At 68.0% G+C, this 15,014-nt stretch carries 14 protein-coding genes; 6 read left to right on the top strand and 8 right to left on the bottom strand.

Annotated elements, in window-relative coordinates; all coding sequences use genetic code 11:
- Positions 1-22 precede the first annotated feature (22 nt).
- Positions 23-1,099 (bottom strand): IS4 family transposase, encoded by a 1,077-nt coding sequence (locus tag F0U60_RS26250; protein WP_395824787.1) that lies wholly within the window; start codon positions 1,097-1,099, stop codon positions 23-25.
- A 5-nt stretch (positions 1,100-1,104) separates the two neighbouring features.
- Complete coding sequence (locus F0U60_RS26245) at positions 1,105-1,443, bottom strand: hypothetical protein (RefSeq protein WP_395824785.1); 339 nt, start codon at positions 1,441-1,443, stop codon at positions 1,105-1,107.
- A 184-nt stretch (positions 1,444-1,627) separates the two neighbouring features.
- Here F0U60_RS26245 and F0U60_RS26240 point away from each other — a divergent pair, with 184 nt between their 5' ends.
- Entirely contained in the window at positions 1,628-2,917 is a 1,290-nt protein-coding gene (locus F0U60_RS26240; protein ID WP_395824782.1) for a hypothetical protein, read from the top strand.
- Between the two features lie 69 nt (positions 2,918-2,986).
- Here the strand turns inward: F0U60_RS26240 and F0U60_RS26235 are convergent, their stop codons facing one another.
- Positions 2,987-4,678, bottom strand: a complete 1,692-nt coding sequence (locus tag F0U60_RS26235; RefSeq protein WP_395824779.1) for a type IV pilus twitching motility protein PilT — start codon at positions 4,676-4,678, stop codon at positions 2,987-2,989.
- A 6-nt stretch (positions 4,679-4,684) separates the two neighbouring features.
- Entirely contained in the window at positions 4,685-5,161 is a 477-nt protein-coding gene (locus F0U60_RS26230; protein WP_395824775.1) for a hypothetical protein, read from the bottom strand.
- Positions 5,162-5,384: 223 nt separating this feature from the next.
- Between F0U60_RS26230 and valS the strand changes: the two genes are divergently transcribed.
- From valS to F0U60_RS26210, 4 genes are all read left to right on the top strand, one after another.
- Positions 5,385-8,063 carry a valine--tRNA ligase gene (gene valS / locus F0U60_RS26225; RefSeq protein ID WP_395824772.1) on the top strand — a complete coding sequence of 893 codons (2,679 nt, stop codon included), beginning with the start codon at positions 5,385-5,387 and terminating at the stop codon, positions 8,061-8,063.
- A gap of 12 nt (positions 8,064-8,075) precedes the next feature.
- Positions 8,076-8,654 carry a 2'-5' RNA ligase family protein gene (locus F0U60_RS26220; protein ID WP_395824769.1) on the top strand — a complete coding sequence of 193 codons (579 nt, stop codon included), beginning with the start codon at positions 8,076-8,078 and terminating at the stop codon, positions 8,652-8,654.
- A 71-nt stretch (positions 8,655-8,725) separates the two neighbouring features.
- Positions 8,726-9,619: a transporter gene (locus F0U60_RS26215; protein ID WP_395824766.1), complete on the top strand. Its 894-nt coding sequence runs from the start codon at positions 8,726-8,728 to the stop codon at positions 9,617-9,619.
- Positions 9,616-10,329, top strand: coding sequence for a hypothetical protein (locus F0U60_RS26210; RefSeq protein WP_395824763.1), 714 nt, complete (start codon positions 9,616-9,618; stop codon positions 10,327-10,329). Before F0U60_RS26215 ends, F0U60_RS26210 begins: the two co-directional genes overlap by 4 nt.
- Positions 10,330-10,350: 21 nt before the next feature.
- Here the strand turns inward: F0U60_RS26210 and F0U60_RS26205 are convergent, their stop codons facing one another.
- Genes F0U60_RS26205 through F0U60_RS26190 form a run of 4 tightly spaced genes read right to left on the bottom strand, consistent with a single transcriptional unit; the run spans position 10,351 to position 13,292 of the window.
- Entirely contained in the window at positions 10,351-11,139 is a 789-nt protein-coding gene (locus F0U60_RS26205) for a hypothetical protein (RefSeq protein ID WP_395824760.1), read from the bottom strand.
- Positions 11,140-11,144: 5 nt separating this feature from the next.
- Positions 11,145-11,915 (bottom strand): ABC transporter permease subunit, encoded by a 771-nt coding sequence (locus F0U60_RS26200; RefSeq protein WP_395824756.1) that lies wholly within the window; start codon positions 11,913-11,915, stop codon positions 11,145-11,147.
- On the bottom strand, positions 11,912-12,643 hold the full coding sequence (locus F0U60_RS26195; protein ID WP_395824753.1) for an ABC transporter ATP-binding protein: 732 nt from the start codon (positions 12,641-12,643) through the stop codon (positions 11,912-11,914). Before F0U60_RS26195 ends, F0U60_RS26200 begins: the two co-directional genes overlap by 4 nt.
- Positions 12,644-12,647: 4 nt before the next feature.
- Positions 12,648-13,292 (bottom strand): TetR/AcrR family transcriptional regulator, encoded by a 645-nt coding sequence (locus F0U60_RS26190; RefSeq protein WP_395824750.1) that lies wholly within the window; start codon positions 13,290-13,292, stop codon positions 12,648-12,650.
- A 144-nt stretch (positions 13,293-13,436) separates the two neighbouring features.
- On the opposite strand from F0U60_RS26190, the gene F0U60_RS26185 reads away from it, so the two are divergent.
- Entirely contained in the window at positions 13,437-14,999 is a 1,563-nt protein-coding gene (locus F0U60_RS26185) for a sigma 54-interacting transcriptional regulator (RefSeq protein ID WP_395824746.1), read from the top strand.
- The last annotated feature ends 15 nt before the right edge of the window (positions 15,000-15,014 follow it).

Below are 15,014 nucleotides of genomic sequence, written 5' to 3'. Positions count from 1 at the left end.
CTTGGGCTGAGGATTGCACACGCTAGGCAGGCGGGGGGGCGGCGGAAAGGAACTGGGCAAGGGAGAAGCCCGCGACGTAGTCGCGCAGCCGTTCGTAGCCGCGCCAGAGGACGAGCCAGCCCGGAGGGCGCTTCTGCGGGTTGGCCATGTAACCGCCCAGGGCGGCGATGAGCAGCAGGGCCTGACGAAGCGTCAGCGCCCCTTGCAAGGGCATGCGTGGAGAGAGTTGGGGTGCCATGGCTTGGAGCACTTGCACCTCGGCCGGAGCCAGCACTGCGTCGGCGGGCTCATCCGGGAGGGTACGGCTCAGGGTGCGCAGGCGCAGCAACTTGACGGAGGTCAGCAGGGTGAGGGCGAGCAGGTTCTCCAGGTGCTCGCGTGCCTCGTGCTGACGCCCCTCCAGTCGGCAGCCCGTCTTCAGGGCCTTGTGCAATTCCTCAATGCCCCACCTCTTCTGGTAGGCCGTCACTGCGCCCCAGGCCGCCTCCTCACTTTCAATGGGCGCGTTGCTCAGCAGCAGCCACTCCACGGCTTTCTGTCCCTGTGGCGGCGCCTCTTCGCGCACCAGTACGCCCCACACCCGCACCGGCTGCCCACCCTGGCGCCCGGGGGGCAGCAGCGTGAGGGGGGCATAGCGCAGCGACAGCGTGGCGTCGCGTGCCGTGCGCGCCACCCTGTCGGCCCGGGCTGGCTGGGCCGACACGTGCAACGGCCGGCTGCCCACCACGGGTAACCCTTCCAGGGTGGCCCACAGCTTCCCCCCTTCCCCCTCCACTCGCCTGTCCTGGCCGGCGCGCACCAGCAGCTGAAAGCCCTCGCCGGTCGCGCGGGAGAGCAACTCGAAAATGTCTCCTTCGGCGTCGATGATGTGCAGCAGCCGCCCTGGCTCTCCCACGCGCTCTTCGGCCTCCACCAGGGCCCGCCACCACAAGACGCTCTCCTTCTGCTCGAAGGGCCGCTGCTTTCTGCTCTTGGCCTTGCCCCTTTGCGCGGCCGGGCGCTCCCAGGTGCACGCTCCCAGCACTCCAAAGGCGGCGCCGTCCGTCTGCACCACCAACGCCGTCTGCACGAAGAAGCCCTGACAGACGGGGTTGCCCACCTGTCCTACCCGCTCATGGACAGGTGACTGAGTTCCACCTCGGTCCGGTCGTGCACGCACAGCGCCACTTCTCCCGCCAGCCCTTGTGCCACCGCCTTGCCCACTGTCTGGGCCGCCGGCTCCAGCAGCCTCTGGAAGCTGACGTCTTCATTCTCCACCATCCGGTAGGCCCCCATTCGCTCCGCCCGGCTGGTGCCCAATCGATTGAGGGTGACCCCAGGCTGCCCCTCCATCAGGTGAAGGGTGTGCAGCAGCCTGTCCCTCAGCCACACCTCGTCCTGGGGACCGAAACTCCCGGCCGGATAGAGAACCTCGTACGTCAGATACAATGCGGCAGCGTCCATGGGCTGCCTCCCTATCGGACCCTACCGCTCAAGTCATGCGCCTTCCTGCTTGCCCACCCCTTGCTCCCTCTCTCCCTCTGCGTGTGCATTCTTCAGCCCAGAGGGAGAGGGGGTGTCGGGGATGATTGTCACAATCTTGTAAAACAAGTAAGCCGCGCCTTCCATTGCTTTTCAGGAGGCGGACTTGATCGGATTCAAGGGGACGCGAGGGCTCTTCATCGCGACGTGGATGGCCGGGCTCGCGGGGTGTGGACCCGCTCCGGAGTTGGAGCCTGGGGACGAGCTCACGGGCTCCGAGCAGCAGGCGCTCACCGAGGGGGCACCGCTGACGACGCATGACGCGAGCTGCCTGAAGCTGCAGGACCAGAACACCTGGAGCACCTACGCCTCGTACATGACGCCCGTGGGCCCCGCGGTTGGACTGTCGGGCGTCCTCCAGGATCTGAACCGCGCAGGCCCCGTGCTCACCTCCAGCTCGCACCCGCCGGCCGTGGGCTACAAGGGTGGCTTCCGCTGGAACGATGGCGACATGGCCACCACGGACTGGGTGCCCCAGGCGCTGACCGCGGGCGTGTCTGGCAGCACGAATGTGGCCATCGTCTCCTGGCACTACGCGCCCACCACCGCTCCGGAGAAGGGCGTGCGCATCTCGGTGGCGGACATCTCGGACATGTCCGTGAGCGCGGTGAACTACCGCCACGTCCTGCTGGTGCGGCCCACCAGCTCCGGCAACTTCACCGTGGTGGGCGAGCATGGCGGCGGCCTGGCCTGGTACGGCAACTACCTCTACATGGCCGACACCTCAGACGGCATGCGCGTGTTCGACCTCACGCAGATCCGCGAGGTGGACACCAGCACCACGTGTGACACGGCGATCGGCAAGGTCGGCTCGGTCTGGTGCGCCTACGGCTACAAGTACGTGCTGCCGCAGGTGAGCGCGTACGTGGTGCCCTCGACCCTCACCAGCCCCTGCCGCCCCAAGTTCTCCTTCCTTGGCAAGGACACGCGCGGCACCACGGACGTGGTGCTCTCGGGCGAGTACTGCAACAACACCGGCACGTCATGCCCCTACGACGGCTCCACGCCGGGGCTCGGTGGGCGGCTCTACCGCTGGCCGGTGGACTCCTCCACGTACCGGCTCAAGACGGTGAACGGCGCGGTGACGCCTGAGCGCGCCTACATCATGAACGAGCCCAACGTGCAGGGCGTGGCCCCCATCATGACCACGACCTCGACCACCTCGTACTGGCTGAGCTCGACGCGCTACTCCGGCGCCCTCTTCAAGGTGTCCACGAGCGCCTCGCGCACGGCGTACCTGTCCGGGAGCAGCCAGTGGGCCCGAATGCCCGAGGGCATGCACGCCACGGGCAGCGGCACCAACCTGTGGACGGTCACCGAGGGCTACAACGACTCCACGAACCCAGCGACTGGCGGGCGCGTGGTCTTCTTCGTGGATCAGGCCGCGGTCGACTGAGGAGCGCCCTTCCAGTGGGCGCCGCCACGCACGCAGCGGCGCCCCACCCCGGGAGCTCAGTCCGGAGACTCAGGAGGTCGGCAGGTCGATCTTGAAGCCCGAGCGCTCCAGCATCTGCTTGAACTCCGCCTTGGCGATGGCCTTGACGTAGGCGTCGTTCGGCTCGCACAGCTTCTTCTTCACCAGATCCAGCAGGGCATCGTTGAGCGTCTGCATGCCGATGCCGCGCGAGGTCTGCATGATGGAGGGAATCTGGAACGTCTTACCCTCGCGGATGAGGTTGGACACGGAGTTGGTGCACAGGAGCACCTCCTGCGCCGGTACGCGGCCTCCGCCGATCTTCTTCACGAGCATCTGCGAGATGACGCCCTTGAGGGACTCGGAGAGCATCATGCGGATCTGCTCCTGCCGGTCCGCGGGGAACTGGTCGATGATGCGGTCCACCGTCGAGGGCGCCGTGTTGGTGTGCAGCGTTCCGAAGACGAGGTGGCCCGTTTCGGCCGTTTCAATCGCGATGGCGATTGTCTCCAGGTCTCGCATTTCGCCCACGAGCACGATGTCCGGGTCCTCTCGGAGGGCGGCGCGCAGGGCGTTCTTGAACCCGTGGGTATGGACGTGCACCTCGCGCTGGTTGACCAGGCACTTCTTGTTCGGGTGAACGAACTCGATCGGGTCTTCGATCGTGATGATGTGGTCCTCGCGATTGCGATTGATGTAGTCAATCATCGCGGCCAGCGTCGTGGACTTACCCGAGCCCGTCGGACCCGTGACGAGCACCAATCCCTTGCTGAGGAAGCACAGGTCGAGGATGTGCTTGGAGAGCCCCATGTCCTCGGCGGTCATGATCTTGCTGGGGATCTGCCGCATCACCGAGCCGATGCCCTTGCGATCCTCGAAGACGTTGACGCGGAAACGGGCGCGCTCGGTCTCGTGGGCGAAGTCCGTGTCGCGGGTCTCCTCCCACTGCTTCTTGTTCTTCTCCGGGGCAATCGTCCAGAGCATCGCCTTGAGGCGCTCGGGCGAGAGGGGCCGGTAGTCCTCCTGCGGCACCATGTCGCCGTCGATGCGCAGCATGGGCACCACGGTGCTCGACAGGTGGAGGTCCGAGGCCTTCTTGTCGAGCATGCGATCCAACAGCCCGCGCAGGGCCTGGCTCGCATCCACGTCCGCCCCATCCACCGGCAGCACCTGGATGGCCGGCCTGGCCTCGGCGGCGGGAGCAGCAGGAGCGGCCGGGGCCTTCGCAGCGGGGGCAGCCGGCGTCTTCGCGGCCGGAGCCGCGGGAGCACGCGCAGGAGCGGCGGAGGCGTAGGCACCGCCGGCGCCACGGGCCGCCAGCTCCATCATGTCGGAGGGAGAGGCCAGCTCCAGCTTGTCGTCCTCGGACGCAGGGGGCAGATCCAGGGCGACGGGGGCCGAGGGTGCCGCCGCCACGGTGTTCACCGCCGGCTGCGAGGGCGCCTTGTAGGGCACCAGCGCCACCTTCAAGTGGCCCGAGACGTTCTGCACCTTCACCTGCACCGAGCCGGCGGGAGCGGCGTACGGGAAGTTGGTGACCCCCTCGGCGGGGAAGCTCCCGCGCATGTCGGCGGGGAGGATCTCCGAGAGCGCGCCGATGATCTGCTGGGAGTTGAGCCCCGCTTTCACCATGGGCACGTTGCCCGAGGCGGTCCGCAAGGTGATGCCACTGCCGGTCTCCAGCATGATGGCGACACCGGATTCTTTGTAGAGCTTCTCGATGAAGGCGTCGAACCGAGCCATGGCTTCTCAGCGGCGAAGAGTTTCCACGTACGCGACGTGGCGTTTGTTGACGAGCGCGACCTGCTTCCCCTCCAACACGGGGATGAACGGGGGGGCGCTGTTGAGGTAGTCCGTCAGGCGCGAGTGCGCCTCGGGCAGCACGTAGGTGATGAGCCCACGCAACTTCTGTCCATCCACCAGCCGCACCTCCACCTCGTGCTCGGTGGGGATGGTGAACTGATCGACGACGTTGGGCTCGAGCTCGGCGGCCACGCGCGCCAAGGCGAGGTTCTCGCACCGGACGAACGTCATGGCCTCTGTCTCCGCATCCACCGCGGGGATGAACTGCGAGCCGCTGTTGTTGAGCAGATCCGACAGCCGCTCGCCACCGGTGTGCCCGGGCGCGGCTTCGGAGAGGAACACGGCCACTTCACGCGACGAGCCGCCCGGTAGGACGAACTGGGCCGCTACGCGTCGCTTGGGAACGGAGAGGGATTCCAGCATAGGGGGGTCAGCGAGATGTGCGTTGTTTAGCACACTCGACGATTCCCCCAGGAATCCGGACCCCAGGTACGCACATTTCCTACCCACAGTAGCGCCGAGCAACCGCGGATCATCCGGCGCCGGCTCCCGCGATCTGCGATCTCCCCTCTGAGAAACCGTGGTAGCAGGGGAGGATTTGCTTGCCAGCTTCCCTTCCTACAACGCCCTACACACCCACTTCACCATGAAGACGTTCCGTTCCATCAATCCCGAGCTCCTCCCGAAGCACTTCGAGGCAGAAAACGTCGAGAAGCGCCTCGATGCCTGGTGGGAGTCGGAGGGGCTCTATCGCTACGATCCCTCGCGCTCGAGGGAGGAGACCTTCGTCGTCGACACGCCGCCGCCGACGGTGTCCGGCTCGCTGCACGTGGGCCACATCTTCAGCTACACGCACACGGACGTCATCGCCCGGCAGCAGCGGATGCTCGGACGGAACATCTTCTACCCCATGGGCTGGGACGACAACGGCCTGCCCACTGAGCGCCGGGTGCAGAACTACTTCAACGTGCGCGCCGATGTCCGCACCCCGCACGAGCCCGGCCTGCGCATGGAGCAGGTCTCGGCCGAGGCCGCCAAGCAGCCGCCGCGCACGGTGTCTCGCCCCAACTTCATCGAGCTGTGCCACCAGGTGACGCAGCAGGATGAGCAGGTCTTCAAGGGCCTGTTCCGGCGCATCGGCCTGTCGGTGGACTGGAGCGAGGAGTACGCCACCATCGACGATCACAGCCGTGAGCTGGCGCAGCTCTCCTTCCTGGACTTGTACGAGAAGGGCCACGCGTACTCGGTGACGGCGCCCACGATGTGGGACGTGGACTTCCAGACGGCGGTAGCGCAGGCGGAGGTGGAGGATCGGCCGCAGGCGGGCGCGTTCCACGACATTGAGTTTGGCGTGGAGGGCTCGGACGCGCGCTTCACCATCGCCACCACGCGGCCGGAGCTGCTGGCGGCGTGCGTGGGCGTCACCGCACACCCAGAGGACGAGCGCTATAAGGGCCTCTTCGGCAAGCGCGCCATCACCCCGCTCTTCCGCGTCCCGGTGCCCATCTTCCCGAGCGAGCTGGCGGACCCCACCAAGGGCACGGGCATCCTGATGGTGTGTACCTTCGGTGACGCCACGGACGTGCTCTGGTGGCGTCAGCAGAAGCTGCCGCTGCGACAGATCATCGGGCGCAACGGACGGCTGATGCCCGTCACCTTCGGGGCGCCGGGCTGGGAGAGCCTCGACGCGGCGGCGGCGCAGGGCTTCTACACGGGTCTGCAGGGCAAGTCGGTGAAGCAGGCCCGGACGGCCATGGTGGAGCTGCTGCGGCGCGAGGACGGTGCGTCGAAGCCGGGCCTGGGCGTTCCGCTCATCGGCGAGCCGAAGCCCATCCAGCGCGACGTGAAGTTCTTCGAGAAGGGAGACCAGCCGCTCGAGTTCATCTCCACGCGCCAGTGGTTCGTGCGGTTGATGGACAAGAAGGAGCAGCTGCTGCGCTTCGGCGATCGGGTGCAGTGGCACCCCGAGCACATGGGCTCGCGCTACCGCAACTGGACGGAGAACCTGCAGCTCGACTGGTGCATCAGCCGTCAGCGCTACTTCGGCGTGCAGTTCCCCGTGTGGTACCCGCTGGACGCGGAGGGCAACCCCCTCCACGACAAGCCCATCCTCGCGACGCGCGAGCGGCTGCCGGTGGATCCGACGGTGGATGTGCCCCCGGGCTACGAGGCCTCCCAGCGCGATCAGCCCAACGGCTTCACGGCCGAGTCGGACGTGTTCGACACCTGGTTCACCAGCTCGCTCACGCCGCAGATCGCCTCGGGGTGGGTGCTGGACGAGAAGCGCCACCACAACCTGTTCCCGGCGGACATCCGTCCGCAGAGCCACGAGATCATCCGCACGTGGGCCTTCTACACCATCGCGAAGGCGATGCTTCACGAGGACTCCATCCCGTGGAAGCACGTGATCATCTCCGGGTGGATCCTGGATCCGGACCGCAAGAAGATGTCCAAGAGCAAGGGCAACGTCATCACGCCCATGCACCTGTTGGAGAACTACGGCGCGGACGCGGTGCGCTACTGGTCGGCCTCGGCGCGCCTGGGCACGGACACCGCCTTCGATGAGAAGGTCTTCAAGGTGGGCAAGCGGCTCGTGACGAAGCTCTTCAACGCGGGCAAGTACGTGCTGAGCCAGACGGCGCAGGAGCACCCCATCACCCACGAGCTGGACCGGGCCTTCGTGGCGAAGCTGGCGGGCGTGGTGGAGGCGGCGACGGCGTCCTACAAGGACTTCGAGTTCGCGCCGGCACTGGCGAACACGGAGAGCTTCTTCTGGTCGAGCTTCACGGACACGTACCTGGAGCTGGTGAAGGCGCGAGCGCGCGGTGAGTCCTCCGGAGGCGAGGAGGCGCGCGGCTCGGCGGTGGCGGCGCTGCGGCTGGGCCTGAACGTGCTGCTGCGGCTGTTCGCGCCGGTGCTGCCCTACATCACCGAGGAGGTGTGGAGCTGGGCCTTCGCGGAGGAGACGGGGCACAAGAGCATCCACCGCGCCCCGTGGCCCGATGCGAGGACCTTCGAGGGCATCGCGAAGCCAGCGAACGCGGCCTCGTTCCAGCTCGCGGAGGGCGCGCAGCAGGCGATCAACAAGCGCAAGAGCGAGTTGGGCGCGGGCGTGGGCCGTGGAGTCACCCGCATGAGGCTCGCGGCCAACGCGGCCACCCTCGCCGGCTTCGAGCGGGTGCGGGAGGACGTGCTGTCCGCGACCCGCTGCCAGAGCGCGGAGCTGGTGGAGAAGGCCGAGCTGGCCGACGGCACGTTCGAAATCGTCGACTTCGAGCTGGCGCCCGCCGCGGAGAAGACCCCGGAGCCCACCTCCGAGGCCTGAGTCTCAGGAAACATGGCCAATCCAGCGTGGACCCATCGCACGGCGGTCGTCTTCATCCCGCCCGCCGAAGTCTGGCCACCGATCCAGGCGATCCGCCGTGTGCATGATCGCCAGGTCCAACGCTGGATGCCCCATGTCACCCTGCTCTACCCGTTCGCGCCTCGCTTTGAGTTGCCGAAGCTGCTGCCCGCGCTCGAAGCGGCCTGCGCCGCGCTGAGCCCATTCGAGGCGACCCTCGCCTCGTTCCGGGTCTTCCAGCACCGTGCCGACCGGAGCACCCTCTGGCTCGCGCCGGAGCCTCGCGAGGCCTTCGCGCGCATCCAGGCCGCGCTCCAGGCCGCCGCCCCCGATTACGCCCACACCTCGCGCTTCGCGAGTGGCTTCACACCGCACCTCAGCGTGGGCCAGTCGGGAAGCCCAGAGCAGGTGGCGGAACTCCTCTCGCGGCTGAGTGAGTCCTGGACGCCCCTCGTCTTCCGGGTCGCCGAGATCTGCATCATCGCGCGAGAGGGGAATCACCCCTTCGAGGTGGTGCGAACACTCCGGCTCGGAGCCACGCCACCTCAGGCCCACACTGAGAGTGTTCCCTGAAGCACTCGGAGGAGCCTCCGCGACAACTCGCCGCAGGGGGGCACTTCGCCCCGGTCGTTAGAGTACTTCTCATGTGGAAGTCCTCGCTCGTCGCCGCGCTGGCCCTCGCCACCCTCCTCGTCCCTACGGAGGGGCGTGCCTGTGCCACCTGTGCCTGTGGAGATCCAACCCTCACCTCCATGGGCACCGAGCAACCCTTCGCGGGTCGCCTGCGGTTCGCTACCCAGATGCGGGCCTGGGGGATGACGACGGGTCAACAGGCCGTCGACGCCGTCTCCTTGCGCGAGCTGCGCATGGACCTGTCGGTGGCCTACGCGCCCCTCTCCTGGCTCTTCCTGTCGGCCACGCTGCCTCTGCAAACCCGGGCGGTGCGGGACGTCAGCCTCGCGCGAGAGACTGCCTGGGGTGTCGGGGACATGGAGATCAGCGCCAAGGCCTTCGTCTTCCGGGATCGTGAGTTCTCGCCGGACCACCTCTTCGGAGTCCTCGTCGGCGCTCGGCTCCCCACCTCGACCACGGTGCGCGACGCGAATGGGCGGCAGCTGTCGCTCGATGCCCAGCTCGGCACTGGCTCCCTGGATCCGCTCCTGGGTCTCTCCTACTCGACCTTCCGCGCCGACTGGTCCTTCTTCGCCAGCGCCACGGGCTACCTCCCCACGCGCGGCCGCGAGGGCTTCCGCGCTGGCCCCTCCCTGCGAACCACCCTGGCCGCGCAGTACCAGCCCGACCCACGCTGGGCCTTGCACCTTGCCCTGGATGGTCTTCTGGATGGTGCCAGCGATACCCACGGCGTGCGCGACCCGGTGGGCAGTGGCGTCATCGCCTACCTCTCCCCGGACGTCCTCTTCAGCCCGGCCACCGACGTGGTGATGTCGCTCGGCGTGCGAGTGCCCGTCCTCAACTTCCTGCACGGCAACGTCCGGCAGCTGCCCATCCTCCAGGCCGCCGTCGCCTACGACCTATGAAGATCCGTCCCACCCTCCTCCTGCTGGCCTTCTGCGCGTGTGGCTCGCGCGAGGAAGGCATCCGGCTGCACCTCGACCTCGACCTGCGTCCCGCCCGAGAGGCCAAGACGGAAGGCCAGGTCCGCCAGTTCACCAACGCGCAGGGTGCTCGCGTCGTACTGACTCGGGCCCACGTCACCCTGGGCAGCGTGGAGATCTTCCCCTGCCAGACGAGCAGCGCATGGCGATGGCTGCGCGCGCTCTCCCCCATCGGGACGGCCGAGGCACACGAGGCCAGCACGCCCCGTCGGTTGGGCATCCCCCACGTGAGCGGCCTGGAGCGCCCGGATGGCGAGTCACTGGCGCTGGGCACCCTGCAACCCCCTCCCGGTAGCTATTGCCGCGCCCGGCTCGTCTTCTCTCCGGCGGACGCGGACGCCGAGGGACTGACGACCGCGAGGGACATGGAGGGGAAGACCCTGCTGCTAGAGGGACAGTTCGAGCCCTCCAGCGGAGAAGGGCCCACCCGGCCCTTCCACCTGGAGAGCGCCAGCCTTGCCAACGTCGAGGTCTGGCTGGAGGGAATCACCCTCTCCGCGGACGCGCTGGAGGCGAGCCGCACCATCCACCTGGCCTATGACACGTGGCTGGATGGCGTGGATCCCACGGCGGACGACGCCGCCGAGCAGGTGCTGAAGAACATCGCCAGCTCCGCCACGCTCGGGCCCTGAGCAGCCCCGTGCGCCGCGTGCTCAACGCAGCTCTGTGCGCTCGAACACGCGGGCGCCGAGCACCAGCGCGCCCCACGAGGCCACGAAGGCCACGACCAGTGCGATGACTCCCAGGAGAGGCATCGACGCGTCGAACCAGATGAAGTTCGGCCCCAGCACGATCAGCTCGCGCAGCCGCTCACGCCCCTCGAACAGGTCGGGGCGGTAGAGCAGCACCGCGCTCGGGGCGAGCGGCACGACCCAGAGGACGAACGCGATGAGGAGTGCCTGGAGCGCATCGCGCACCCGGAGCAGCGGGACGACGAGCACGGAGAGCAGCAGCACCGCCAGGGCCGTGAAGACGAGCCCCGACCCCAGCGCTCCCGCCATGCTCACGCTGGCTCCATCTCCGGTGAAGGGGCGCACGACGAGCGCCGTGGCCAGGGACATCACGACGCCCACGAGCGTGGAGGCGAGCAGGACGGGGCCCACCCGGGCCACCAGGAAGGCGCCGCGGGAAATGGGCTTGCTGAGCAGCAGCTCCAGGGAACGATTCTCCCGTGGCTCGACGAGGGCCCTCATCAACCCCGTGGCACCGCAGAAGAAGGCCAGGAAGTAGATGCCGATGTATTCGTTCAACAGGATCACGGCACCGAGCCCGCGGATCAGGAAGGCGCGCTCCATGAAGGCATTGACCGCGGTGGGCAGTCGCGGAATGAGCGCGGCCGTGAGGACGACGAGGGTGATGCCCACGAGCAGGGACAGGAGCGGCACCCACCCGACGGCATGGCGGGCCTCGAGGAGACGATAACGGCGAAGCGTGGCCTGCATGGACGTCACACCTCCAAGTGGCGCACCCGCAGGGCGCCGAGGGCGAGTACGACCGCGTTGATCCCCAACAAGACGGCGATGGGCATCAGCACGTGCCCGGGCCGCAGATCATCCATGTGGCCGAGCACGGAGATGCCCTGGGTGATGGGATTGAAGAAGGAGAGCCCACTCCAGGCGGGGTTGTAGAAACCCATGAAGGCCAGGCTCACGAGCAGGCTGAGCACCAGCAGGCTCACGAGCCCCGCCAGCGCCCGCTTCCGGATGAGCACGGCCATGAGCGCGCTGAAGCAGACGGCGAAGAACGCGGCGAAGAGGTGCACCGCCATCGACGCGAAGAAGAGCCCCCAGCGAAACCCCGGCATGCTCCGGGCGACGAGGGGCGCGACGGCCAGATTCGCGCCCAGATAGAGCACCGCCATGACGGCACAGGCGGACAACGTCCGCGCCAGGTAGTACGAGGCGGGCGACACGGGCTTGGACAACAGCACCGCCAGCTGCCCCGTCTCGCGCTCGCGGATGACCAGGCTGCCCGCGAGCACCACGCCGAGCATGGCGATGAGCTTGTTCATCGCCAGGTCCGTCCAGATGAAGAGGAAGAGGATGAAGGGATCCGACGTGGAGAACCACACCTTCAGGGCCGAGAGCACGTGCTCGGGCGGTTTCGCCGCGAGGATGGGCATGGTGAGCACCGCGTAGAACGCCAAACCCGCGGCCAGCCACGTCTTGCGCTCGCCGAGCGTGGCGCGCATGTCGAGCCAGAGGAAGCGCGCCTTCATGCGGCCCTCCTCGCGAGCGACAGGTAGAGCTCGTCCATATTCGCGGAGCGGTGCTCGCTCTTGAGCGCCTCGATGGGACCGAAGGCGACGAGCCTGCCCTGATGCAGCGCCGCGACACGCCGGCAGAGCGTCTCGATGTCCGACAGGATGTGGCTGGAGAAGAGCACGGTGACGCCTCGCTCGGAGGACAGGTGGCGAAGGTGCTCGAGCAGCTCATGTCGACCGAGCGGATCCAACCCGGAGGTCGGCTCGTCCAGCAGGACGATACGAGGCTCGTTGATGAGGGCCTGGGCGAGCCCCACCTTCTGCGTCATCCCCGTGGAGAAGCCGCCGAGCTTGCGATCCGCCGCGGCCTGGAGTCCGAAGAGCTGGAGCAGCGACTGGATGCGAGCCTCGGCGACGTCCGCCTCGAGGTCGAACATGGCGGCGACGTAGTGGAGGAACTGGCGCGCCGTCATATGGGCCGGGAGCGCGTAGCTCGCGGGGAGAAAGCCGCACTGGCGGCGCACCTCGAGGCTCTCGCGCACCACGTCGTGGCCGAGCACCCGGGCGCTGCCCGACGTGGGACGCGTCAGCCCGAGCAACATCCGCAGCGTGGTCGTCTTCCCCGCGCCGTTGTGTCCCATGAACCCGAAGATCTCCCCGGGCTCCACGTGGAAGCTCACTCCGTCCACGGCCCGGACGGAGCCGTAGACGCGGGTCAGCCGATCGATCTCGATGGCATGCATGGCGTTACCTCTGGGTTGGCGCGGAGAGTCCCGCGATGAAGATGTCGATGACCGCGTCGAGCAACCGCTCGCGGGTGATGCGGTCTCCCGTGGTGATGAGCGCGGTGTGGTAGTGAAGGAAGCGCAGCAGCCCGATGACAAAGGGCACCGCGTCGACGTCCAGGTCGGCGCGGAACTCGCCTCGCTCGATGCCCTCGTGCACCCAGCCGCGAATCATCTCCACCTGGGCATCCGCCTTGCGGGGGTTGTCCCCGGCCTTCGCCAGGGATTGGAACACCGCCAGCTCAGAATCCTCACGGCCGAGTCGCTCGAACAAGGCGTCGCGGGCGAACTCGCGGTAGGCGAAGCGCAGCGTGGCGCGCAGCCGCTCGCGAGGCGACTCCAGCGACATCACCTCCGCGGCATACCGACGCCCGATCTCTACGAACAAGGCTTCGATGACCGCGTGGAGCAACACCTCCTTGCTCTCGAACTCCAGGTAGACGGCCCCCTTCGCGATGCCGGCGTCGCGGGCGATGTCCTCGATACGGGTCCGGCGGAACCCGAAGCGCTCGAAGTGGCTCTTGGCCACCTGGAGGATGCGCTGGCGCCGGGCCTCGGCGGATGAACGACCGGCGGACGACGCCGGGGGATTGGAGGATGCGACCATATGGACAATATGACCAGATTTGAATTTCTAGTCAATGAGTCACAAAGTCGAGCCTCCTGGGCTGACGAGGCAACGAAAGGCCGTTGCGCAGGACAACGAAATAGCGTTGCCCCGGCAGCCTGGCCCCCTTACTCAGGCCCTCTCATGATCACCGGCGATTTTCAGACCCTCACCGGTCGGCTGGAGGAGCTGACCCGCCTGGCCGGTACTCCGGGACGGCTCGAGGAGCTCCTCACCCGTGCGCTCGATGCGCTCGGCTCGACCATTCCGCATGATCTCGTGGCGCTGCTCGAGCTGGAGGCGGGCGTCCTCCAGGTGCGCGTGGCGAGAGGCCCCCTGGCGGACAAGCGGGTGCTCTCTCACCGGTTGCCGCTCGAACGCCACCCTACCCTGCGCAGCGTGCTGGAGACGCGCCGGGCACGGGTACTAGAGGAGCACCACCACTCCGGAGACGAAGGTGATCCCTACGATGGCGTCCTGGAGCTGCCGCACGGCCACTCGTGCATGGTCATCCCCGTCTTCGCCGGCGAGAGGAACCTCGGCGTCATCACCTTCGACAGCCGCACCTGCGGCCTCTACCCGCCGGAGCTGGTGTCCATGGTGACGGTGTACGGCCAGGTCATCGGCCTGGCCATGGTGACCGCGGAGCTGGCCGGGGCGCTCGACCGTCACCGCCGCCGCTTGCAGGAACACAACCGGCTGCTCGAGGACGAGGCGCGCGGCGGGGAGGACGCGGGCGAATCGCTCGCGCGCTCACACCATCCGGAGATGCGCCGGGTGGTGGACGCGGCCCGGCAGGTGGCGGTGACGGACGCGCCGGTCCTCCTCTCCGGGGAGACGGGCACCGGCAAGGAGGTGCTGGCTCGCGCGCTCCACGGCTGGAGCAACCGGCGCGACATGCCCTTCGTGAAGGTCAACTGCGCCGCGCTCCCGGCCGGGCTGGTGGAGAGCGAGCTGTTCGGCCACGTAAAGGGGGCCTTCAGTGGCGCGGTGCGCGATCGCCCGGGCCGCTTCCAGTTGGCGGATGGCGGCACCCTGCTGCTCGACGAGGTGGGCGACATGCCGCTGGAGATCCAGGCCCGGCTGCTGCGCGTGCTCCAGGAGGGGACCCTCCAACCGGTGGGCTCGGATCACACGATGCGCGTGGACGTGCGCGTCATCGCCGCCACCCACGTGGATCTGGAGAAGGCGGTGGAGGAAGGCACCTTCCGTGAGGATCTCTACTACCGGCTCTCCGTCTTCCCCTTGAGGCTGCCGCCCCTGCGCGAGCGCCGCGAGGATCTGCCCCAACTGGCGGCGCACATCCTCGAGGGCATCCAGCGGAGGACCGGCCGTGGCCCCTGGCACCTGAGCGAGGAGAGCCTGCGCCGGATGAAGGCCTACGAGTGGCCGGGCAACATCCGCGAGCTGGTGAACGTGCTCGAGCGTGCCCGCATCCTCGCCCGGGGGAGCGAGCTGGACGTGGAGCTTCCGCGCGTACGCAACCGCCCGCGTGCTGGCGCCGCGACGGAAGGAAGCGTGGAGCCGCCCGCTGGGGACAAACTGCCCTCGCTCGTCGAGAACGAGCGCGCCTACCTCGAGCGGTTGCTGGCACACACCGAGGGCCGGGTGTACGGCGCCGGGGGCGCGGCCGAGCTCGCAGGCGTGCCGCCCACCACTCTGCAGAGTCGGCTCGCTCGCCTCGGGCTCAAGCGCAAGGCACGGTGAGGGGATCGGCAACGA

This window comes from Archangium minus (assembly GCF_044360475.1).
GTDB lineage: Bacteria > Myxococcota > Myxococcia > Myxococcales > Myxococcaceae > Archangium > Archangium minus.
Note: the sequence above shows the minus strand (reverse complement) of the source record. Positions and strands in the feature narration are given on the sequence as shown.

What these genes read in the sequence shown, in the direction of transcription:
- F0U60_RS26245 (WP_395824785.1), bottom strand. Translation starts at nt 1,443, where the DNA reads ATGGACGCTGCCGCATTGTATCTGACGTACGAGGTTCTCTATCCGGCC.
- F0U60_RS26235 (WP_395824779.1), bottom strand. Translation starts at nt 4,678, where the DNA reads ATGGCTCGGTTCGACGCCTTCATCGAGAAGCTCTACAAAGAATCCGGT.
- F0U60_RS26230 (WP_395824775.1), bottom strand. Translation starts at nt 5,161, where the DNA reads ATGCTGGAATCCCTCTCCGTTCCCAAGCGACGCGTAGCGGCCCAGTTC.
- valS (WP_395824772.1), top strand. Translation starts at nt 5,385, where the DNA reads ATGAAGACGTTCCGTTCCATCAATCCCGAGCTCCTCCCGAAGCACTTC.
- F0U60_RS26220 (WP_395824769.1), top strand. Translation starts at nt 8,076, where the DNA reads ATGGCCAATCCAGCGTGGACCCATCGCACGGCGGTCGTCTTCATCCCG.
- F0U60_RS26215 (WP_395824766.1), top strand. Translation starts at nt 8,726, where the DNA reads ATGTGGAAGTCCTCGCTCGTCGCCGCGCTGGCCCTCGCCACCCTCCTC.
- F0U60_RS26210 (WP_395824763.1), top strand. Translation starts at nt 9,616, where the DNA reads ATGAAGATCCGTCCCACCCTCCTCCTGCTGGCCTTCTGCGCGTGTGGC.
- F0U60_RS26205 (WP_395824760.1), bottom strand. Translation starts at nt 11,139, where the DNA reads ATGCAGGCCACGCTTCGCCGTTATCGTCTCCTCGAGGCCCGCCATGCC.
- F0U60_RS26200 (WP_395824756.1), bottom strand. Translation starts at nt 11,915, where the DNA reads ATGAAGGCGCGCTTCCTCTGGCTCGACATGCGCGCCACGCTCGGCGAG.
- F0U60_RS26195 (WP_395824753.1), bottom strand. Translation starts at nt 12,643, where the DNA reads ATGCATGCCATCGAGATCGATCGGCTGACCCGCGTCTACGGCTCCGTC.
- F0U60_RS26190 (WP_395824750.1), bottom strand. Translation starts at nt 13,292, where the DNA reads ATGGTCGCATCCTCCAATCCCCCGGCGTCGTCCGCCGGTCGTTCATCC.
- F0U60_RS26185 (WP_395824746.1), top strand. Translation starts at nt 13,437, where the DNA reads ATGATCACCGGCGATTTTCAGACCCTCACCGGTCGGCTGGAGGAGCTG.